Origin of the sequence: Mariniflexile sp., assembly GCF_041583155.1 — a bacterium.
GTDB lineage: Bacteria > Bacteroidota > Bacteroidia > Flavobacteriales > Flavobacteriaceae > Mariniflexile.
Map to the genome: position 1 here is coordinate 1 of NZ_JBFHGK010000053.1, position 23,361 is coordinate 23,361.

21 protein-coding genes are annotated in these 23,361 nt (G+C 31.6%); 16 read left to right on the forward strand and 5 right to left on the reverse strand.

Annotation, left to right across the window (positions count from 1 at the left end; all coding sequences use genetic code 11):
- The 12 genes from ABYI63_RS14975 to ABYI63_RS15030 form a co-directional block, all read left to right on the forward strand.
- The coding region (locus ABYI63_RS14975; RefSeq protein ID WP_372757439.1) for an ABC transporter ATP-binding protein at positions 1-795 on the forward strand (795 nt) is incomplete at its 5' end.
- 10 nt (positions 796-805) lie between these two features.
- Positions 806-2,074, forward strand: a complete 1,269-nt coding sequence (locus ABYI63_RS14980; RefSeq protein ID WP_372757441.1) for a glycosyltransferase family 4 protein — start codon at positions 806-808, stop codon at positions 2,072-2,074.
- A 669-nt stretch (positions 2,075-2,743) separates the two neighbouring features.
- Positions 2,744-3,175 (forward strand): YfiR/HmsC family protein, encoded by a 432-nt coding sequence (locus ABYI63_RS14985; protein WP_372757442.1) that lies wholly within the window; start codon positions 2,744-2,746, stop codon positions 3,173-3,175.
- Between the two features lie 7 nt (positions 3,176-3,182).
- Entirely contained in the window at positions 3,183-5,507 is a 2,325-nt protein-coding gene (locus tag ABYI63_RS14990; protein ID WP_372757444.1) for a TonB-dependent receptor plug domain-containing protein, read from the forward strand.
- A gap of 30 nt (positions 5,508-5,537) precedes the next feature.
- A complete protein-coding gene (locus ABYI63_RS14995; RefSeq protein ID WP_372757445.1) occupies positions 5,538-6,008 on the forward strand; it encodes a hypothetical protein in 471 nt (156 codons plus the stop codon).
- A 170-nt stretch (positions 6,009-6,178) separates the two neighbouring features.
- Complete coding sequence (locus tag ABYI63_RS15000; RefSeq protein ID WP_372757446.1) at positions 6,179-7,789, forward strand: ATP-binding protein; 1,611 nt, start codon at positions 6,179-6,181, stop codon at positions 7,787-7,789.
- Positions 7,790-7,915: 126 nt separating this feature from the next.
- The gene (locus tag ABYI63_RS15005; protein ID WP_372757448.1) at positions 7,916-9,316 is read left to right on the forward strand and encodes an ATP-binding protein; all 1,401 of its coding nucleotides are present in this window, start codon (positions 7,916-7,918) and stop codon (positions 9,314-9,316) included.
- A gap of 233 nt (positions 9,317-9,549) precedes the next feature.
- Positions 9,550-10,827 carry a TRAFs-binding domain-containing protein gene (locus tag ABYI63_RS15010; protein ID WP_372757450.1) on the forward strand — a complete coding sequence of 426 codons (1,278 nt, stop codon included), beginning with the start codon at positions 9,550-9,552 and terminating at the stop codon, positions 10,825-10,827.
- A gap of 84 nt (positions 10,828-10,911) precedes the next feature.
- On the forward strand, positions 10,912-12,045 hold the full coding sequence (locus ABYI63_RS15015) for a patatin-like phospholipase family protein (protein WP_372757452.1): 1,134 nt from the start codon (positions 10,912-10,914) through the stop codon (positions 12,043-12,045).
- Positions 12,046-12,285: 240 nt separating this feature from the next.
- A complete protein-coding gene (locus ABYI63_RS15020; protein WP_372757454.1) occupies positions 12,286-12,930 on the forward strand; it encodes a glycoside hydrolase family 19 protein in 645 nt (214 codons plus the stop codon).
- Positions 12,931-13,230: 300 nt separating this feature from the next.
- Positions 13,231-14,913: a hypothetical protein gene (locus tag ABYI63_RS15025; RefSeq protein ID WP_372757456.1), complete on the forward strand. Its 1,683-nt coding sequence runs from the start codon at positions 13,231-13,233 to the stop codon at positions 14,911-14,913.
- 26 nt (positions 14,914-14,939) lie between these two features.
- Entirely contained in the window at positions 14,940-16,910 is a 1,971-nt protein-coding gene (locus ABYI63_RS15030; protein ID WP_372757458.1) for an ATP-binding protein, read from the forward strand.
- Between the two features lie 29 nt (positions 16,911-16,939).
- Here ABYI63_RS15030 and ABYI63_RS15035 read toward each other — a convergent pair whose 3' ends face one another.
- A complete protein-coding gene (locus tag ABYI63_RS15035; protein ID WP_372757460.1) occupies positions 16,940-18,646 on the reverse strand; it encodes a hypothetical protein in 1,707 nt (568 codons plus the stop codon).
- A 1,253-nt stretch (positions 18,647-19,899) separates the two neighbouring features.
- On the opposite strand from ABYI63_RS15035, the gene ABYI63_RS15040 reads away from it, so the two are divergent.
- Genes ABYI63_RS15040 through ABYI63_RS15055 form a run of 4 tightly spaced genes read left to right on the forward strand, consistent with a single transcriptional unit; the run spans position 19,900 to position 21,505 of the window.
- Entirely contained in the window at positions 19,900-20,658 is a 759-nt protein-coding gene (locus ABYI63_RS15040; RefSeq protein WP_372757462.1) for a hypothetical protein, read from the forward strand.
- Positions 20,658-21,056, forward strand: coding sequence for a DUF5675 family protein (locus ABYI63_RS15045; protein ID WP_372757464.1), 399 nt, complete (start codon positions 20,658-20,660; stop codon positions 21,054-21,056). Before ABYI63_RS15040 ends, ABYI63_RS15045 begins: the two co-directional genes overlap by 1 nt.
- Before the next feature lie 26 nt (positions 21,057-21,082).
- Positions 21,083-21,322: a hypothetical protein gene (locus ABYI63_RS15050; RefSeq protein WP_372757466.1), complete on the forward strand. Its 240-nt coding sequence runs from the start codon at positions 21,083-21,085 to the stop codon at positions 21,320-21,322.
- A gap of 9 nt (positions 21,323-21,331) precedes the next feature.
- Positions 21,332-21,505: a hypothetical protein gene (locus ABYI63_RS15055; RefSeq protein ID WP_372757468.1), complete on the forward strand. Its 174-nt coding sequence runs from the start codon at positions 21,332-21,334 to the stop codon at positions 21,503-21,505.
- Positions 21,506-21,576: 71 nt separating this feature from the next.
- Here the strand turns inward: ABYI63_RS15055 and ABYI63_RS15060 are convergent, their stop codons facing one another.
- The 4 genes from ABYI63_RS15060 to ABYI63_RS15075 all read right to left on the reverse strand — a co-directional run.
- On the reverse strand, positions 21,577-21,996 hold the full coding sequence (locus tag ABYI63_RS15060; protein WP_372757470.1) for a hypothetical protein: 420 nt from the start codon (positions 21,994-21,996) through the stop codon (positions 21,577-21,579).
- Positions 21,997-22,355: 359 nt separating this feature from the next.
- Complete coding sequence (locus tag ABYI63_RS15065; protein ID WP_372757471.1) at positions 22,356-22,649, reverse strand: helix-turn-helix domain-containing protein; 294 nt, start codon at positions 22,647-22,649, stop codon at positions 22,356-22,358.
- Positions 22,650-22,957: 308 nt separating this feature from the next.
- Positions 22,958-23,131, reverse strand: coding sequence for a hypothetical protein (locus ABYI63_RS15070; RefSeq protein WP_372757473.1), 174 nt, complete (start codon positions 23,129-23,131; stop codon positions 22,958-22,960).
- 135 nt (positions 23,132-23,266) lie between these two features.
- Positions 23,267-23,361 (reverse strand): integrase core domain-containing protein (locus ABYI63_RS15075; protein ID WP_372757475.1); only part of this gene is annotated, 95 nt, incomplete at its 5' end.

Here is a 23,361-nt window from a genome sequence, read left to right on the forward strand (position 1 = left end):
GATGCTGAAAACCCGCTAAAAGATAAACCCAATGCTAAAGTCATTACAGAATTTAAGCATGCTATAAAGTTTAATAATGTGTCATTTAAATATAAAGATGATTACGTTTTAAAAAACTTTAATCTTACTATTCCTAAAGGGAAAATAGTGGCATTAGTAGGCGAATCTGGAAGTGGTAAATCTACAATTGCAAACCTAATAACACGTTTTTATGATGTTACCGAGGGTAGTATTACAATTGATGGTATAGATATTAAAGACGTAACCACGAAATCTTTAAGAGAACAAATGGGTATAGTAGCCCAAGATTCCATTTTGTTCAACGATACAATTGCAAATAATATTTCCTTGGGTATAGAAGATACTAATGAGGAAAAAATTATAGAAGCTGCTAAAATAGCCAATGCACATAATTTTATTTCTGAATTTCCCCAAAAGTATCAAAACAATGTAGGTGATGGCGGTAGTTTACTTTCTGGTGGTCAGCGTCAACGCATTGCCATTGCCAGAGCGGTAATGAAAAACCCACCAATTATGATTCTTGATGAAGCAACATCAGCTTTAGATACAGAATCTGAAAAACTTGTACAAAATGCTCTTGAAAATATGATGGAAAACCGCACGTCAATAGCTATTGCTCATAGACTTTCAACCATTCAAAATGCAGATTTTATTGTGGTTATGAAAAATGGCTCAATCATCGAACAAGGAACACACGAAACACTATTAAATATGAAGGGTACTTACCACAATTTAGTAGCTCTTCAATCATTAGAACTATATCAACTTTCATAAATTAAAACAAATGGAACCCGTAATACAAGGACTTAATATCATTGGTTATACCGAAGGTATGTTTGGTTTAGGAGAGGCTATAAGATTAAACATTAAAGCGGCAAAAAAACTAGATATACCTCTTAATTTGATTAATTATGAAAAGGTAAAGGATAACACTAATTATGAATATGCGTTTAACTATGCAGTTAATTTGGTTCAAATATCCCTAAGGGATGTAGAATCATTTATAGCAACTATTAACCCAGAGCTATTTAAAAAAAGATACAATATCCTGTTCTTAGTTTGGGAATCCGAATATATTGCACCAGACCTGGTTGAGAATTTAAACCTATTTAATGAAATTTGGACACCTTCGGAGTATTGCAAAAGAGTATTTCAAAAACACTATAGCAACCCCATATTAGTAGTTCCGCATCCTGTTGAAGTTCATCTTAATCCGCTTTCAAAGTCTAGCAAAATCGATTTTTTTGATAATAACAAATTTAGTTTTCTATTCATATTTAGCTATCACAGCTCTATTGAAAGAAAAAATCCTTTTTTCCTAATTGAGGCTTTCAAAACTGCTTTTGGAACTAATAATTTGGTTGAATTAGTTATTAAAACTTCGGGAGGAAAACAACATAAGAAACATAAACAACGTTTAGAACAATACGCCTCAAAAAACATAAAAATATTTGATATAGAACTCGATAAAAATGATGTAAACCATTTAATTGCTACTTGTGATTCGTATGTTTCAATGCATCATTCAGAAGGATTTGGCTTAACGCTGGCAGAAGCAATGTATTTAGGCAAACCAACTGTAGCAACCAATTATTCGGGTAATACCGAATTTATGAAGAGTGACAATAGTTTTCTCATAGATTATAAACTAAGTTTTATTGAAAATCCAGACGGGAACTTTTGTTCTAAAACTTTATGGGCCAACCCATTATGTAACGACGCAGCAGAACAATTAAAAAATGTTTTTGAGAATTCTGTTTTAAGAAACTCAAAAGCAAATAGCGCAAGTCTTTATGTAAAGGATAGATTGTCTTTTTATGCGGTAGGAACAATTATGAAAAATCGATTAGATTATATATATGCTAACTTTGATGAAATAATTACAAATCATAATCAGAATGTATATATCATAAATCAATTACAATCAGTTAAAATTGAAAATGCAAAACTTCGAAGTGAAGTTAGAAGAATGAAGAAAAATATTGTAATCCGATACACTTTAGCGGTTAAAAACACGATTAGAAAGGTTAAGAAAAAACATAGATTAGTTTAGAAAAATCAACAAAGCCGGATTTATTTAATTGGTTTATTATGCATTTTTAATTGAAAAAGTGTCATAATCTTGCTAAATCGATAAATAAAAATACTTCAAAAGCCTGTTAGTTATTATGTTAACGGGCTTTTTTATGTTTTCGATTATTCTATCCGAATGGAATACAACTCATATCAAAACAGTTGATAATTTTCTATTAAAAATGCAAGTATCGAAGCAGAACTAGGGTTTTAATATTAATGAAATAAATTGAAAATTCAGATAAAAAGCTAATATGTTAGATAAAATGATTATATTTGTGAGAATTAACATTGATTTTGTTTCCCTCAAGTCACTGTATAGAACTAAATTTAGTGTGCGCTAATTAAAATTTAGCACCTAGTAAAACAGATATAGTATTATGGTTTTTTGTTTTGCCTTCTTTTACGCTTGTTCTCTCTGTGTTTTCTAAAATCTAAAATTTACAAATTAGGAATTATGATAAAAATCATAATGCAATTATAAGAAAAGTATTAACTTTCTTGTTTATTGATTTTCTAAATTAAAATCGTGCTATACTAAATGGTTACTTTAAAATTACTCACAAATACATTCTATTTAGTTAGGAGGCCGGTTTTTATTTTCTTTTTTTTATGTTGGTGCAATTCCCTCTATTCTCAAAATATAACGGTGCCTGAAAGAATTCAGGCAGCACTTCTATCTAAAGTGATAAAATATAACCCACAAATTTCACAAAACAGAAAAATTAAAATTTTGGTTGTGTATAATACATATACGCAAAATAGTAAAGATGAGTTTGTAGCTGGTCTCGGCAATTCTATGGATGTTAAGGCTGTATATCCAAATGAAATAGAACAGAACATTTCGGGTGCAAACCTAGTGTATTTTATGTCTGGCGTACAGAATTCAAATGCAATTTGTAAAAAGTATAAGGTTTTATCAGTCTCTGGTATTTTAAAACATGTAGAACACGGTGAAATTTCACTAGGGTTTGTAATACAAAATAGTAAACCAGTAATAGTAGTTAATTTAACATCCTTAGAAAAAGAAGGTCAAACTTTTTCCTCCGATATTTTAAGGATTTCAAAAATATATAAATAGGATTGTTATGAATTTAGAAAGAAGACTATTTGTTTTGGTTTATGCGATAACTTCCTTAGTGTCTGTAAACGTTTTGGGTCAGGATAAAGTTTATAATGAAATGACTTTAGAAGAACTTTTAAATATAGATGTTGTTGTAACCGCCTCAAAACAACCGGAAGATTTATTTGAAACCCCGTTATCTACTACAATTATTAGTAAAAACGAAATTGCAAGGTCTGGTGTTACCAGTATACCTGAGGCCTTACGTTTATCACAAGGTGTAATTGTAAGAGAAATAACCCCGGGAAACTACGATATTCATATTAGAGGTTATGATGATATTACAAAAAATGCCTATTTGTCTTTACCATACAATACCACAACTTTGGTGATGATTGATAACAGAATTGTGTATAGCTATTTTATTGGAGGAACCTTTTGGGAAACCTTGCCTATTGACATTAATGATGTGGAAAGGATTGAAGTAGTGAGAGGTCCTGCATCTGCACTTTATGGACCTAATGCAGTTACTGGAGTTATTAATATTATAACATCCCATTCCGATAAAAAAGGCGAAAATATTACAGTAAATACAGCCTTAGGAAGCAACAATGCTAAAAACGCTAGTGTAAATATTGGGTATAATTGGGATGACAGAACCAAGCTAACATTTTCTGGGAATTTTACCGAGCGTTATCGTTTTGATAATGAATATTACGATTTTATTGATAAAGATTATTCAAAAATAGAAGATTTGAACATGTTTGTGTCGCCCTTAAAAAGTGGGAGTTCTAATGATGTTTGGACCTTTAGTGAATATCAAGAAGAATTGGGTGCCTATTATCATGAAGACCTTAGTTTAAGAAGGTTAGGTGGCAACATCTTTTTATCTCATAATATATCTGAAAACACCAATTTTGATGTTGCTTTTGGCGCTCAAAAATCGCAAAGTCAGAAAACAGGATTTTTAAATTTTTCTACTCCCTTATCCCAATCCGAATCTCAAAGCTTTTATTTAAATACAAGAATAAAACACAATAATCTAAACGCACAATTTAATATTAATACGGGAGAGGATGAAAATATTTATAAATTTAACTCTTACAAGTTCACTAATGTAGAGGCTAATCTTGAATATTATAAAGAGTTTAAAACGCTTAGTTTTCGCCCAGGAATTAATTATAAATTTTTATCCTATAACAGCCCGTTTACATATAATGAGGCCATCAGTTTTAATGATCTTAATTATCAGTTTAAAGATGAACCAAGAGAAACATCGTCTTATTCAGCTTTCATGTTATCAGAATGGAGACCATCCTCTAAACTTCGTATAATTGGGGCTTTTCGCGTAGATAAATTTGCTTTTAATAAGAATTATTATTCAAATTACGAGATTGCATCAACTTACCGCATTAACAAGAATAATTTAATTAGAGGTGCTTATTCCAAGGCTAATAAATCACCATTCTTTTTTGATTCCTATATTAATACCAGCCTTTTATTAAAATATATTTCAACAGAAGATGACGCTACAGGAGCCTTAAATATTCCTGTAAATTTAAATATTAAAGGTCAGGCAGATTTGAAATATACAAGTATTACAAATTTTGAGTTAGGTTGGCGTACAAATTTTAGTTCCAAATTACATCTGGATTTAGAGCTGTTTTATTCAAAACTTGGTGATTTTGTAAATGCAAACGTATATAGGCAATTTCAGGTGGTGCAACAGTTAAATGATGCTGGTGAAATAGAATCTACAATTTCTGCAAAAGCAGATGGTACGGCAATATTTGAAGATTACGATTTAAATGCTAATCAGTTAGGGGTTGGATTCACTATTAATTATGATATCTCAGATAAATTTAAGGCGAAAATGTTTGGTACAATTCAACATACTAATATATCAGGGCGAAAGGATATAGATGTTCAAACTACGGGTATAGTAATTGAATCACCAACTTCAGATAACACGGTTACAACCACAGTAAGTACACTAATGAATCCGACACAGTGGAGTGAAAAGGCAACCCCAACATTTTTTGGAGGCTTTATACTTAATTATAACCCAAATGAAAAATGGAATTTTAGTACCGATGGTTATGTATATTCCAACCATACATTTGCCAATTATAATTATTATAAAATAGCAGATTTAGAAAGTATTGATGATGCCAAAGTTGAAATGCCAATTAAAACAAACCTTATTTTAAATGCTAAAGTGGGTTACCATTTTAATAAACATTTAATGACAAATTTTACCATAAAAAACATGTTGGGTAAACATAGAGAATATGGTTTTGTGGATAGTATAAATAGCTCTTTTTTAATTGGTTTACATTGGGAACTATAAAAAATAAATAAATTTAAAATCTTATTAATTATGAAAAAAAAATACTTTTTAATTACTATTATTTGCGTACTTTTTAGTTTAACTTCTTGTAGTACGGAAGAAGGTGTAGAAACATCTGTAGTAGACATATTATCAGCTAAATCGTGGGTAATTCAAAGTAAATTGATTTCGCCTACAATAACCATGAGTGGCATTGAAATTACTGATATTGCTATGCTGGAATCAGAAGCGGTTAGAAATTATACTTTTAATTTCAATTCAGATGGTTCTCTACTGGTTCAAGATGCTTCAAATGCTACAATATTGGAAACAACTTGGTCTTTAAGTTCCGATGAAACCCAATTAATTTTTACAAATCCTTTAATTTATACTTATCCAGTTGTTGGAGATATGGAATTATCAAGCATGGTAATTCAATCCATTTCAGGAACAAAAATGGTGTGTACAATTACTACAGTGTATTATGATACAAATTATGTAGTAACGGTTACTTTCATATAGCCATTTAAAGTAAAAACAAAATTCAAATAAGAAACTTATAAGCCATGTTATTTAGAAACCTATCCATAAAAGTGAAAATGGTGCTGATTATTCAAATCGTATCATTGTTTTCGCTATTAATAGGTTTTACGTTTGTAATATTCAGCAATATTAGCAGCTTAAAGGAGGATATGAAAAATAATACCATTATTAATGCAACGCTTATTGGTGATTATTGTGCAGTGCCTCTGGCTTTTGATATGTCTGAAAATGCGTCTGAAACACTAAATAAATTAGAAAATATACCATCCATAGAAGTAGGTATTGTTTATAATGCAAAAAATGAAATTTTTGCAGAATTTTATAAAAATGGAAAAAAAGTTTTAGTTACTAATCATGAAAGGGGAGATTCTTGGAATAAATTCGAGGAGGATTTCTTGGTAGTATCAAAACCAATTTTTTATGAAAACGAATTGGCTGGTACTATTTATTTAAGAGTATCAACTTTAGAACTTACTAATAAAATTAGGGAGTACATAATCACCATGGGTGTTTTGCTTTTTTTTCTTTTTACAATTAACTATGTATTAGCATCCTATTTACAACGCATACTTTCTGGCCCCATTTTAAAACTTACAAGAGCCACAAGAGAAATTTCAAATGTAGGAAACTATAAACTGAGAGTTCAAAAGCAAGGAAATGATGAAATAGGATTGCTTGTTGAAGAATATAATAAAATGTTAGCTCAAATTTTTGAGCGTGAAGAGGCATTAAAAAGAAAAACAAAAGAATTAACCAAAACTTTAGGCGATTTAAAACAAATGCAGCAAAAGTTGGTGAATTCTGAGAAATTGGTGGCCTTGGGCCAATTAATTGCTGGGGTTGCACATGAGATTAATACACCTTTGGGAGCCATCCGTTCATCAATCGGAAATATAAAAAGTGCCTTACTCTATGTGTTAAATGAGTATCCTAGGTTTGTAACTCACTTACCTGCCAACCAAAAACGTGTTTTTTATATCCTTGTAAAAGATTCACTTTCTAAGAAACAATTATTAACATCAAAGGAAGAAAGAGCTTATAAAAATAGTATCATGGCTTCTTTGGAAAAACATGCAATAAAAAATGCATACTTCTTTGCAGATGCTTTTGTTGATATGATGATTTTTGAAAATATCGAGAAGTATTTAGATATTTTGAAAGCTGAAAACGCAGAGGCTATTTTTGATATTGCTTATAAAATTACAGGCTTACAAAGAAGTATTGATAATATAGATTTTGCAGCCGATAGAGCATCTAAAGTAGTGTTTGCACTTAAAAATTCATCTAGAATAAATAGTTACGATGAACAGGTCTTAACAGACGTTTCTGAAGGCATTGAAAACGTTCTAATTCTATACAATAATCAAATAAAACATGGCATAGAGGTGGTAAGAAACTATAAACCTATTCCAGAAATTTTATGTTATTCAGATGAATTAAACCAAGTTTGGACCAATATTCTTCACAATGCTATTTATGCCATGGATTTAAAAGGAAAACTTGTAATAAATGTGCATTCAGATAAAGAATATGTGATAGTTTCTATAACAGATAACGGAAAAGGAATACCACCAGATGAAATTGATAAAATTTTCAACCCATTTTATACAACCAAACCAACAGGAGAAGGCACTGGCATTGGTTTATATATTTCAAAAGGAATTATTGAGAAACATAAAGGAAAAATAGAGGTAGAAAGTAAGCCTGGTAAAACAACATTTAGTGTTTATTTACCAATACATGGGAGTGCGGAAGGATAATAATGTTAAACCTGTTTTAGCTATTTGAAGGCGATACCCAACAATAAAAAAAGAAAATTATTAAGAGAACTTAAAACCAAGAATGATTTATAACTATTCTGTTTTACAATTATAAAAAAAACCAATATGAAAAAGGGTGTAATATTTTGTGTTGATGACGAAAAGATAGTTTTAAACAGTTTAAAAGCTGAGTTAAAAAATGCTTTTGGTAGTAATTATATTATTGAAACCGCAGAGTCTGGAACAGAAGCTTTGGAAGCAATAAATGATTTGATTGAGTTGAATTATGAAATTCTCGTGGTTATTGCAGATTATGTAATGCCAGTAATGAAAGGAGACGAGTTTTTAACGAAACTTCATGAAAAATCACCACGTACATTAAATCTGTTGTTAACAGGTCAAGCTACGGTTGAAGGGGTAACAAATACAATCAATTATGCCGGTTTGTACCGTTATATATCCAAGCCATGGGATACAAACGATTTAATTTTAACCGTAGAGCAGGCCATAAAAAGTTATCGGCAGGAGAACGAATTAATAATAAAAAATGAAGAACTGCTTAAATTAAGTGCTTCACTAGAGGAAAAAGTAGCTCTTCGCACTCAGGAACTAAAAGGAAAAAACAATTTACTTTTAGAAAAGCAGGAAGAAATAACCGCCCAAAACAAAGAATTAGAAAATTATAGAAATCACCTTGAAAACCTTGTAAAAGAACGCACTTTTGAATTAACCATTGCTAAGGAAAAAGCGGAGGAGAGTGATCGATTAAAATCTGAGTTTTTGGCCACTGTTTCTCATGAATTAAGAACTCCTTTAAATTCTATCATAGGGCTTTCCGGTTTGATAGATAGAAATTCTTCCATCGACGAAATAATGGAGTATGTGCAATTAATTTACACTAGTGGAGAACATTTGCTTAAATTAATTGAAGACCTTATTAAAATCTCCTTAATTGAATCTGGAAAAGAAAAAATGGTTTTAAAGGATGTCAATTTAAATGATTTTCTTAGAGAAATTCATGATTCAATGAAAATTCATCAAGAAAATTTAAAAAAGAATCATATAAATTTTAATTTAGTTACTCCGGAGAACAGCGAAAATTTAATCATTTATACAGATAAATTGAAACTTACTCACATTTTAATTAATCTTTTAAAAAACGCACTTAAATTTTCAGAAAATGGTAACATTGATTATGGATTCAATCTTAATGAGAAGGATGGTAAAACGCATATTACGTTTTTTGTATCTGATACAGGTATCGGAATCGACCAAAAATATCAGGAGTTAATTTTTAAAGGTTTTACCCAGGTTAACGGTTCGTATAGCAGAAAACATGAAGGTGTTGGAATCGGGTTAACCATTGCAAAAAAACTAGTTAATTTATTGGATGGTGATATTTGGGTAGACTCTACTTTGGGTAAAGGGAGTTCTTTCTTTTTTTCCTTACCTCTTGAAAATTTTAAATTTAATAATAGTATAGATAGTCCTAATAATAATGTTAAGAATTTAAGCGAAAATTCATAATAATTGTTACAAAAAAAGTGGTATCAAACTTCCTTTCTTAAATTTATAAAATGCTGAAATCTCAAAAAAAATAAAGGTTTTTATATATTCAAAATCCAAATTTTGAAGTCTTTTAAATTATTTTTTTTAGTCTTTTTTTAATTAGTTGCTTTTTTTTACTAACTTAGTAAACAGTACAATACCTCCCTTTTTGTTCTAAGTAATTGCTTATTTATTATTCTGAAATAAAAGCAATGAAAGATTTAAGCTGTTTCGTAATTATCGGATTTGGAAAAAAAACCAGTTATGCCAATGGTAAGCATCGTGTTTTAGATCTAGATGAAACTTATTCTCTCTTAATAAAGCCTGTATTTGATGATCTAAACATTGATTGTTATCGCGCCATCGATAAAAACCTGTCGGGAAGTATCGATACGCTCATGTTACAAGAAATAAAAAATGCCGACATTGCTTTAGTGGATATATCTACCCTAAATGCTAATGTAATGTGGGAACTTGGAGTTCGACACGCATTAAAACCACATCATACCATCATGATTTGCGAAACGGAGCAAATGGGTAGTATTCCGTTTGATGTTAGTAGTTTTGTTATTCACCAATATGCACATTCTGAACAAGGTATTCCGTATAAAGAAGTGGAGCGATTCAGAAACCATTTGAAGCACATTGTGGATGGCGTTTTAAAGCAGAATCCGAAAGCAAATGATAGTCCAGTTTTCACTTTCTTAGAAAAGGAACTTCAAAATTCCAATATAAAATTAAGTAATGCGCCTTTGGTAGAAGAAGCTAATGAAGAATCTTTCGCTAGTTTATTAGAAAGGGGAGAACAAGCAAAAAAACAAAAGGATTTTTCCGAAGCTATTCAATTATTTGGTATTGCCAAAACACATGCCGAAAGTAGTATGGCCTTAAAGGATAACTTGGTTTTTATAATATGCCGTCTTGCACTTTGCACTTATAAATTAAAACAACCTAATGAGTTTGAAGCCTTATTGAAAGCCAAACATATTTTGGAAGCGTTGCACCCTGAACAAAGTAATGAAATTGAGGTTTTAGGTTTAAAAGGAGCTATTAACAAGCGCCTTTTTGAACTTACAAAGGATGGTATTTATCTAAATATTGCCATTGCTTCTTATGAAAAAGGGTTTCAACTGAAACAAGATTATTACAATGGTATCAATGCAGCATTTATGCTTTATATCAAAACAGATATGTTGAAGACCAACAATGAAGACTGGGAAGATGAGAAGTTAAATGCAGATTATATTAGGAATAACGTATTAAAAATAGCCATTAATCTTGAGAAACAAACAGATTTTCAAGATAAAGAAGATGCTATTTGGATTTTATTAACTATTGCAGAAGCTTTCCACTATAAAGGAGACAAAAATTCAATGACCGATTATGAAAATAAAGCAAAAAAAATGGCAGCGGCTAAGGACGACACTTATGCCATGAGTTCATATGAGGAACAGAAATCTAAAATAGAGAAATTAAACCTTGATTTTTAATCTATGAATCGGGCTTTTATTCCAGATTAGGTTCAACCAAAAGGTAAATGCACTTGGAATATTCAAATTATAACCAACTAAATTATGAAAAAAACATTCGAACAACATTTAGATCCAAATTATGGTCCTAAAAACATTCTTTCCTTGGATGGCGGAGGAATAAGAGGCGCGCTAACCCTTGGTTATTTAAAAAAAATTGAAACCATCTTAAAGGAAAAGCATGGAAATGATTATTTACTTTGCGATCATTTCGATTTAATAGGAGGGACGTCCACGGGTTCTATAATTGCTGCCGCACTGGCCATAGGTAAATCTGTTGATGAAATTGTAGACCTTTATATGGATTTGGGAGGTAAAATATTTGGAAAGAAAAGAAGCTTTTGGAACCCCTTGGAAACCTGGAAGTTTTTAAAAGCAGCATATGATTATGTTGAATTAGAAAATAGTCTTAAAGCAGCCTTTGGTAACATAACTCTGGAAAGCGACCAAATAAAAACAGGATTGTGTATTGTTGCAAAACGCGCAGATACTAATAGTGTTTGGCCAATAATTAATCATCCTAAAGGCAAGTTTTTCGATTCTCAAATTGGTAAAAATAAAAACATTCAGCTTTGGCAGGCAGTAAGAGCAAGTAGTGCAGCCCCTACCTATTTTGCTCCGCAAATGATTGATGTAGGTGATGGCCAGCGAGCAGCCTTTGTAGATGGCGGCGTAAGTATGGCGAATAATCCAGCGTTAACCTTATTGATGGTTGCCACTTTAAAAGGATTTCCATTTAAATGGGCTATGGGCGAAGATAAACTAACTATCGTTTCAGTAGGAACAGGCTATAGCGTATTTAGTAAGCAAATTGGTGAGATTGAAGAAGCTTGGATGAAAACATGGGCACAAAATGTTCCTGATATGTTGATGCAAGATGCAAGTTGGCAAAACCAGATTGTGTTACAATGGCTTTCCAACTCCCCAACAGCTACTTATGTAGATATGGAGATTGAAACACTTAAAGATGATTATTTAGGAAACAAATCATTATTAAAATATTTAAGATACAATTTTGCTATAACAGAAAACGATTTAAACGGGCTTGGTCTAGGGCAAACATTTACCCAAAAAGATGTAGAAAGCATTGTGGAAATGAGTAATGCCCAAAACAGACATCTGCTTTATAAAATTGGAGTTGCTGCTTCAGAAAGTGTAAAAAAATCTCATTTCGATTAACTTCAGTTGTTTTTTTCTTATAATTTATAATATGTTTAAATTAAAATTTATCATTTATAATTGATTGATAATTAAATTATTAAAGGTTATTCTGTCAAAAATGTAATTATTTTTTATATCTTTAAAAAATCATAATACTTCCTCATTTTTCCTGTAAAGAAAGGTGGTTTTGTTTTTTAGAAATTCTCCTAATAGCTAAAAGATTTCAATGTTTAATACTAACATTTTAAAACAAAGCATATGATATCAACTGACCAAATGAAGACAATCATTCCCAGAATGAATTGGGAAAAAGCACAATCTTATGTGCCTCACATTACTACCGTATTACCTAGTTTTGGAATCGATACACCACTTCGTAAGGCACACTTTCTGTCGCAAGTTTCACACGAAAGTGGCGGACTTAAGTATTCTGTGGAAAATTTAAATTATTCTGCACAAGCACTAAGAAGTGTTTTTGGAAAATATTTCAAAACAAAAGAAATTGCAGAACAATATGCCCGTAAACCAGAGAAAATTGCAAACCGAGTTTACGCAAATCGAATGGGAAATGGAGATGAACAAAGTGGTGATGGCTGGAAATTCCGGGGTCGTGGTTTAATACAACTTACAGGAAAAGATAATTATCGAAGTTTTGCAAACGACCATGGTATAGATTGCGTTAATAATCCTGATTTACTTCTCGACCCAGAAATAGCACTTAAATCTGCGTGTTGGTTTTGGAAAAAACGTAATATAAATGCATACGCCGATGCCGATGATATACACATGGTAACAAAAAGAATTAATGGAGGCACCAACGGTCTTCAGGATCGGCAACAGTATTTGGATTCTTTCAAAAATCTCTACAAAATTATGGAGGCAGATTCAAAGGTTGTTTCATAGCACTACCTTAATAAGGTTTGCTTTTATAGTATAGTAAGGTTTAATCTGTTTTTTTTGTTGATTAATTTAAAGGTGATTAATGATTGCATTACAGCACTTTAATTTTCTTACAGCAGTTTCTTTGTTTTTATCAAATAGTGATTTTTAATTTTTTTTTTTTTTTATGAAATACAATACACTTTCTCTCATATATTATTCCACTTAAAACCAGATTATATTTAATTAATTTAAAACGTAATAGGCTCTTTTAGAGTTATTAACAATAAAAAAAAGTTTATATTTAGTTAATAGAATTACTGTATGAAAACCGTCCGAATTTTTATAGCTTCTTCTTCTGAATTGAAAGATGATCGAGATCAATTTCGAATGTTTATTAGTAAGGAAAATGATAGGTTACATACTGAAGGTATCTATTTGGAAGTTGTACAATGGGAAAATTTTCTTGATGCCATATCCGATACTAGGCTTCAAGATGAATATAATAAGGCTATTAGCACATGCGATATTGTTCTTTGCCTATTTTTTACAAAAGTAGGTAAATATTCAGCTGAAGAATTTGATACGGCCTATCAGGTTTTTAAAGATAAGGGAAAGCCAAAAATTTGGACCTATTTTAAAAATGCCCAGATAAATACAGGGTCTATTACCGATGAAATTAATACACTTCTAGCCTTTAAGAAAAAGATAGGAAACCTTGGGCATTTTTATACCGAGTACACCAATATAGACAACCTGATAAATCAATACAGAACACAGCTTGATAAATTTCTTCCAGCATTTGAAAAGGTAATAATTAATCCACCACCGTCACCTCCTCAGGCACCTATTGAAAACACCTTTAATGATTTGCTTACAAAAAGGTTGATACAAGCCATGAAACCATACGATAGAAAAGCCAATGATTTTTTATCAACCTACGGTAACTGGGAAACAAATAAAGATTTAGTGCCAACAGTAAAACGCATTATTATTTCTGGTTATGTTGGGGTTTTGGGTATTCAACTGCGTAAATTGATGTCCATTGGTGAAGAAGATTTTTCAGAATATAAGATGAAAAGGTATCTGGAAAATTGTCATTTAACTGCGTTAAAAGCTTTACAACTTATTTCTTATGCACTCATCTCTACTTTATGGGATAGCAAGCTAAATAATAAAGTCAATCTTTCTGATGAACAAACCAATGTTCTAATTAAATTTTTCAAGAGCGCAACCGAAGAAAATATTAATGATTTTTCAAATTTGTTAAAAACCCTAATAACAGCTTTTCTTGACAATAAATTGGAGCTTCCTATTAGCGAACTTAAAGATTTTATACCAAAATTGCAATCGGGTAGTGAATTACATAATGCATGTTCTAACTTAAATGCAATAACAGATTTGCTAAATGGGGCTTCCTTTACATTGGGTGATTGTGCAAATGCCGAAAAAAACCTAACAGTTTTATTGGAAAACCTGAATTTCTTGGTAGCGTATAAAATGATTTCTATAAAAGACATAGATTATAACTTTCAACGCAACGATAAAGAAGGTTTTTATCTGCATCACTACACCTTATTGGATGGGGAAAATCAAGCCAATAATAACAGTAATGGAAAAATAAGAAAGGATAGCACACCAGTAACCTCCTATGCGGTTTTACTCTTTAAAGATAACTATCAGCAAAATATAAATTTGGTACCATTTATTATTGATTATAATGGGTTGGCAGATTCTGGTGGATCGAAAATTTGCTTTTACTCATTTTGTAATACGTTTGATGATATGAATCTAAACTATAGTTTTATAGAGGATAATAGTAAAGTAACCATTAAAAAATCTGGAAATATAAAGCCTGATGACACTGATGTTAGAGCCATTAATAAATGGTTATCCGATAAAGAGAATAGGAAAGATATGAATTTTGATAATGTATTTGATTTGTTTTACAAAGCAAAGAAAGCCCTAGCGGGGATAGAAAAAGAAACTGAAATAGATGAATTTTAAAATATTTTTTATTAAAAATTAATACTATGAAAAAATACCCCTTTAAATTTCTAGATTCTTATCAAAGAGAAGATAGGGGCATCTTTTTTGGCCGTGATGAAGAAATTAATGCGCTTTATGAGATGGTTTTTCAATCCTCCGTTATTCTTATCTATGGCGCATCTGGCACAGGTAAAACAAGTTTAATTAATTGTGGGCTAGCTGGTAAATTTCAACCGCATGATTGGTTGGCATTGATGATTCGCAGAGGAAACAATATTAATAAATCTCTAGAAAAAGCTCTTATTGATGCAGGAGGAAATTCACAAGAAGCAGTAGTTGGAGTCGATTGGTTTAATGAATGGTCTGATGATTCCGAAAAAGACAAAACAGATTTAAGTCCTATATGCAAGTCTATAAATGCGGTTTACCAAAAGTCGTTCAGACCAATTTACTTGATTTTTGATCAGTTTGAAGAGCTATTTATACTTGGCACCATTGCAGAGCAAGAAATATTTATCGAAACGGTTCAGGATATTCTACAATCGAAACAACCCGTAAAGCTTATTTTTTCTATTAGGGAAGAATATCTAGGGCATTTATCTCGGTTTGAAAGGGGAGTACCCCAACTTCTTAGAAAAAAAATACGCATTGAGCCAATGAATCTTGAAAAGGTAAAACAAGTTATTATTGGTGCAACGGAATACATTGATTCCAATATTAGCATTAAATCGGGTGAATCTGATATTGTAGCTGAGGGGATTTTTGACAAGATAAAAGGAGGAGAAAAGTCATTAACCATTCAACTACCATTTCTTCAGGTGTTTTTGGATAAATTTTATTTAAAAATCACAAATGATGAAAGTCGTCGTACCGAAGCTGAATTTAATGTGTCGACTCTTAATGATATGGGGGAAATTGGTGATGTTCTAATCGATTTCCTAGAAGGACAAGTAACAGATATATCTAATAAACTTAAAGCGATGTATCCCGTTTTAACTCCTGAAATTATTTGGAAAATATTATCACCATTTTCAACGCTTGAAGGCACTAAAGACCCCATAAAAAAACAAGACTTGTATGAACGCTTGCCTAATTTTGATAGAGCCTTAATTGATGCAGTAGTAGAGAATTTTATTAATAGCCGCATACTACGCTATAATGAAAACAATGAAATGTTCGAAATTGCTCATGATGCACTTGCAAAACCCATTGCAGAAAAGCGTAGTGTTGAAGAAACAGCTCAATTAGAAATAAAACGACTTATAAAAAGCCAGGTAGCCGTAAAAGAAGAAGGAAGGGAATATTTTACCGAAAAGCAATTATTGTTTATTGAGCCTTATTTAGAAAAATACCCTATAAGTGAAGAAGAAAAGGAATGGATTTCTAAAAGTAAGACTCATGTTAAAAATGAGAAACTTAAAGTTATAAATCAGCAATACGCCGAATTATCAAAAAAGAGACGTATAAAAATACTTTCGGCAGCTATTGTTGCACTATTGCTATTAATTGCTACAACTGTTTACTTCGCAATAAAAGCTAGAGAAAAAGGTATTGTCGCAGAGCAAGAAAAAGTTAAAGCAGAAAATGCTAAAAATAATACAAAAAAATTATTGAAATTGGTAATGCAAGGTCGTGGTGAACAATATACAACCCAGAATGATAGTTTGCTTGTGGAGCAACTGCGTATTGAGCAAACATACCCTATTGATAGTTTAATTGTGCCTAAGGCCTCGGTGAGTCCTTCCAATAGTGGGAGTAATAACCGAAATTATATGTTGTGGATTGAAGTGCCTTCCTTCAGAAAATACGAAATTGAACAAGTGAATTATAAGCTTTGTAAAGGTTTTGTGGATCGTTTAAGAGTCTCAAATGAACCATCGTCTTCTTTTTCAATTGGATATCTTGGTTTTGGGTATTGCCCCATAGTGGATATTGATGTGATACTAAAAACGGGAGATACTATTCAAAAGTCATTTTCATTTGAAGATTATTTCATAGAAAATCCTTTACCATAATAGTAAACAGCAAACTTTGTATTAAATGCTTAGTTCTTAATTAGATTGCTTAATCCGGCTTTTTTCAGATGATCATGTACCTTAATTTTTCCGCTTAAATCGAGCATAGGTACTTCTCCAATATCATTTTGATGAAAATGATAAACCAATACAGTCAGGTTTTTATTAGGTAGGGTTTTGTTTTTTAGTTCCTCAGGTAGCGTTGGATGGCTGTTTTTTATTAGCATTTCTGCGCCACTAGGAGTTAATGATTCGTTACTTATTCTAACTTCTTTAGATGCAATTATTATGGCAAACATTCTAAATTCCGATTCAGTTTCAAAGAAAAGTGATTTAAATATTTCATAATATGAAAATTTCCCTTCTCCACCTAAGCTTTTCACCCATCGCTTAGAGTCTTCAATAGCAGTGCCATCTTTATTAAATTTCTCTAAACTTGTTGTCATCGCATATCCGTCTAGGTGATAATAGTAATATAATTTATTTTTATAACCTGCATTTATAAAAATGCTGCTAATATCCTTGTCAACAGTTCCTAAAATTGTCAAATTTGGTTTAAAATTATTAAATGTTGCTTTTGCAGAAGGTAAGGGAGCAGGGTTAGGGAAAAAATATTGTTTGGGTCTAGCCATGTAAGCTGATTCCACGTTGTCTATTACACCATCTCCATCGGAATCCGTTGTTTTATTAATGGGATATTTTTTTTGTAGTTCATTATATAAGGACTTACATACTTCAGGATTTAATTCCTTTCTAATGAAATTATCTTCTTCAAATTTTTTAGTGTTATCAATAATGTCATAATAAAACCCGTCGTATGAATCATATATTTGTAAAATTTCTGCTGAACTTAAATTCTTTTCATATTGGTTTGAAGCTATATATTTTAGTTGAAGGTATCGGGTAATTAAATCCAACTTCAAATCCATTTTGTACATGTGATCGATTGAATTATAATTATCGAATTCGTAATTTATCCGATTTTCGATAATAGACAAATCCAAAGCTAAATCATAAATTGAAGCATAATATGATAGCTTATCAAAATCATATTTTTTAGAACGTTTTGAATTATAAAATATCTTTTTAAAATCTAGATAAATATCATTGTTAAAATATGGTGTGAACTCACTTTTTAGGCTATAAATATTCCAACGTAATTCGTTATAGGAGTTTTCCTCAAAATTTATTAATTGATAAAATTCATTGTTCCCCTCATTAATGTATTTGGAAAGGTTATAATATGCTATAGCTTTTTTTAAATTATGATGCCACTTAATCAAAACACTTCTTTCAATAGTTTTTGACTTATTTTTAAAAAGTAATTTTGCCTCGTTAAAATATAATATGGAATAAGTGAAATTATAAAGAGTGTGATTCTGTTTGATGAAAGTAGAGTCTGTAATCGACTTCAATTCATTAGTTTCAAAAGGAAGTATTTTTGAAAGTCGTTCGTTACTAATTTTTTCGAAATAATCTTTAGTCAAAGACAAGTTTATGTAAGCTTGAGCAAGTGTAATGGAATCATTTTTATGAACTGGATGAGATTCTTGAGCTTTTAAAGGAATTGAAGCCATTAAAAAAATCAAATACAGAATAAATGGTTTGTAAACTTCCATTTTTGTAATGAATTTGGATAGAAAACCTGTACCTGTACAGTGCAAAGAATGCAGATTAGCGAATTTGTAGGTGATTTTAAAAGGAAAAAAGGGCTTGATTAATTGAATTAATTTCATAATCAAGAGTTTAATTTTGAATGGATTAGCATTTAAAGATAGTGAAATTTTGGTTCTGAAAAGGTAGAACATACCATTTATTAAAACCAAGGTTGAAAAAGTAAATTGTGAAATGATTTTTTTTTAATTATAAAATAAAGAATACTTTAAAAAAGTTATCTTTTTAAAATATTACTATTTAAGAAATGGGGCAGTTTTAAAGAGCAATAAAGGGTTAAGTAAACCACTACAAAGGGAATTTTGAGTCACTTAAAAACGCTTTTCATCCAAGCTATTAAAAGGATTTGCAATAATTATAGCTATGTTCACTTTTATCTGCTGAAGGTGGCTCACTTAGTCAGCCCTATTCAGTGAGAGTTGGAACATACTTTTTAAATCATTAAATTTTGATTTATGTATAAAAGCGGAATGCTTGTGGGCTAAATGCGGACTAATTTAAAAACAAAAAAAACACTAACTAATTGAATTTCAATTGCTAAGGTTTGTTTTCAGCGGAGAAAGAGGGATTTCAATCCTCTTTTTATGCTAGTGTTAATCAGTTATTTAAGTTTTAAAAACTACCTAAGGCAACCGATTTGAACTCCTTTTTTTTCGTACTAAATATCACTAAATTGTGTAGTGTAAAAGTAGTGAATTAAGTCAATAAATACAAGGGTTTTAGAAAATAGAATACTAAAATTTGAACTAGTATTAACAGTTGGGAGTTGGTTTATGTTGATGAATTATCTCCGGAAATCTAAAAAGATTTTCATCCTAAGATTAGGTGGGAGACTTGTTCATATTTTATGCCTGCATATGCACAAAACTCATCAATGGTTAGGAACTCATTGGGGGTTTTGTTTAGGGCTTCTTTAATTTTCCGTACGAGTCTAACACTTTGACGATAACTCTTTCCTGTGATTAGCTGAACGTCTTTTGGATAGATGCATACTCTTTGCATGTCATTTTTCATGGACTATCTATACTTTTTCTTGGGCTTTGATACACCTTTAAATACTAAATGATTAGGCTCTAAGCCTTATTAAAAGTACTCTTTTTTTAGTTAAATTCTTCTTTTTGAAAGATACCTCAACTTCTAATCCAATTTAGAGGTTATTTATGTTGATTTCTGCCATTTGTAGCGGATAGTGACATATGGCATTGCCCGTGCTTTTATAATTGATTTCCTCAGGTGATATTTGTTTTAAAATCTATCGGGTTTGTTGCAACATCTTAAAGATTTAAACGGATTGTTTAACTAAATATTTAAAATTATGGCAAGGCAAAAAGGCATAATTAAATTAAAGGGTACTATTGGAGATATTACCTTTTATAAAACCCAAGACGGTCATTTGGCTCGTGAAAAAGGCGGTATTGATGCACAACGTATCGCGACTGATCCTGCATTTCAGAGAACGCGAGAAAATGGTTCCGAGTTTGGTAGAGCAGGGAAGGCTGGTAAAATTTTAAGATCTGCATTACGTCCATTGCTCTTAAATTCTGCGGATAGCAGAATGGTAAGTAGGTTAACCCAAGCTATGGTAAAAGTAATTCAAGCGGACACGACTAGTGTACGTGGATTACGCAATGTGATTGATGGCGAAGCTGAATTGTTATTTGGATTTGAATTTAATATTCGAGGGAAGTTAGGAACGAGTTTATTTGCGCCATTTACGGCCACGATTGATCGTGTAGCTGGTACTTTGGATGCTGATTTGGCGTCTTTTATTCCATCGAATATGCTTGCAGCTCCAAGTGGTACAACTCATTTTAAAATGGTTTCTGGTGGAGCAGAAGTTGATTTTGAAGCAGAAACTTTTGTTGTTTCGACATCAGAATCGGTGATTTTACCATGGAGTACAGCAGCTACAGCAGCTATCAATTTGAGTAACGCTGTTACTGCAAATAGTACGAGTCCTTTGTTCTTAGCATTGGGGATAGAGTTTTATCAAGAGATCAATGGGCAAATGTATCCGCTTAAAAATGGCGCTTATAATCCATTATCTATTGTTAAAGTGGATAGTGGGGTATAATGTTACTGGTATTACATAGAACGTATTTCCCTGAAGGTACACAAGGTATTTTGCAATTTAATGGCGCCACTATTTGTAACACTATTGAATTGCCCTGGCTACATAACGCACGTCAAGTGTCTTGTATTCCTGAAGGGATTTATGTTTTAAAAAAGCGATTTAGTAAAAAATTTGGATGGCATCTTCATCTTGTTGATGTTCCGGGAAGGCAATATATATTAATTCATCCAGCGAATGATGCCAAAAAAGAATTACTAGGTTGCATCGCACCAGTCACTTATCATATAGGAATAGGTAAGGGGAGTTATTCAAGAAAGGCCTTTAAAAAATTGACTGATTTGGTATTTCCAATGTTAGACAAAACTATGGTAGTACACTTGTTAATTACCTCAACTTAAAACGTTTCATCTTTAAAATATACGTTATGAATATAACAGAACGAGCAAAAGCTCCTACACCTAAATTTTTTAGAATTTTGAGAACCATTGGATTATCATTACTGGCAGTTAGCGGAACCATTATAGCCGCTCCGGTTGCTTTACCTGTTGGTGTTGTGACCATGGCTGGTTATGTTGCCGTTGCAGGCGGTGTTTTGTCTGCAGTAAGTCAAATTACAGTTGATGATACAGCCAACAAAGCGGTTCAAAATGATGCTGTGGAATAAATAGGGATTATGAAAACAGATATTTCACTAAAAGTAGGTACCACGTCTGGAACTGTATTAAGTGTTATGCCGAATATTTTTTCGGAAGATATTCTAAAAACTGTTATTTTAGCAGCTGTTGGTGCCATAGTGAGTTTTTCTGTATCCCTTTTTTTAAAATGGTTAACAACATCTAAAAAATAGATCTATTCAGTTTTGATTGGTAACCTTTACTGAATTCAATTAAGTCCGATTTTTTAAATCGGACTTTTTTTTTAATATTCTAATTTACAAGACCTCAACAATGCCATTTTCAGGTCATGGATTACTTTTAGTTTATTTTTAAAGCTAATTTCCAGTATTTCCACTTTTTTTATGGTTTCTATTTTCTTCTGAAGCTCTATCTCATTTAGCCATATGCTGTTTTTTTGTATTAGATTTTTAACGTCTTTGATGGCTATAAACGGAATAACACTACCTTTTAAATAATACTGGTAATTACCATTGATTAGCAGCATCATTGACAAGTGAAAAAGGGTGTTTTTATCATCTTCTGATGGTGTGGTAATTACAAAACAATTTGGGCAGGGATTTTTTAAAGGTTTTCCGCTGTTAAGACCTTTGTTTAAAATGAAAAAATGAGGTTGTGTATAAGTTTTTCCGATTCGGTGGGTTTTGATTTCAAAAGTTGACATAGCTATCCAATTTAAAATTATCAACTATGTTTTTATTTGAAATTTAGGTGTTGATGAATTCGTTTCTCATTTGCTTCGCTACGATTGCTCAACCTTCTATTTGTTTCTTAACGGATTCGCGAATTCGCTTACGCTCATTTCGCGCCATAAATTTTTTAAAAGAAAAGAAAAAAAGAAAGCCGCTTTTTAGGTGGCGTGGATAAGGCTGTCAAGGTTTTTGGATAAAAGTTTTTTTAAATAAAAATGTGTCAATAAAAACTAAAGACTTCTGAAAAAAGTTTTATTCAAAACCCGTAGGGCTTGACCTTTATAGCCTTGTGCGGTGGGCTAAGGAAGCCACTTATATTTGCTATCTTTTTTTATTTTTTTCTTATCGTTTGTCTTTCAATTAAATCTAAAATTGCTTGTTTTTGAAAATAGACACGGTTTCCGATATGAACGCGATTTATTATGCCATAATTAGCCCATTGATGAATGGTTACTAAACTTACTTTTAAATAATCGGCAGTTTCTTGTCTTGTTAATAAGCCTTCATCTTTGGTAGTGCTTAATTGTTTTAAATACCTTTCAATTTTTAATAGCAGTTTATCAGCTACTTTTTCTGCTAATTCGTCTACTGTTACTTCCTGAATTTGAATTGTTTTTGTTATCATTTTTTGTTGTATTTAATGTTTTCTAAAGATATTCTTTCGCAGGTAATCTAGCCGAGCGAGCCGGCTGCGAGTTGAGCAAGGGTGGTGTGGTAAATAGCCCGTTGCATTTTTCTGCAAAAGGGCGTACCACAGCAACGGTTTACCGCAAGGGTGGCGGATTTTTTGATTCTAATATTGTATCAGAAGGATTTTTATTGGTAGTACAAAATAATCATGTTTAGGCAAGTGCAAGGAATGAAGGAGGTAATGGAAGGGTAGGAGGTCGTTTTCATTTAAGGTTTGGCGTTATATTCATTTGTGCAAGAACTTTAAGGTTTTAAGGATTTTGAGGAAAAAACGAATTTAGGTGCAATAAAAGCCAAACCGTAATGTAGAAACGATAAAGCGTGGGATGGAATTACCGACTGAATGGATTGCTCTTGTGTGCTGCTTGCGAAATAGGATAACCCTACATATTCTAAAAAACTTAAAATATGAAGCATTACCATATTATTAATGAGGTTCCCGCATTGGCGAGGACAGGGTTATCTTATTTGCAAACTTGGGACCTTCAAAAAATGTGACACCCGTAAACCTGTAAGCTTCCCCTTTTTTAGAGCCAATCAAAAATAGAAATTTCAACTGATTTTTAGTGTTAAATATTCCATAGGCGATTTATTATTTAAAGCTTGATGTGGTCTGTTATAGTTATAATCATAAACCCAGTCATTAA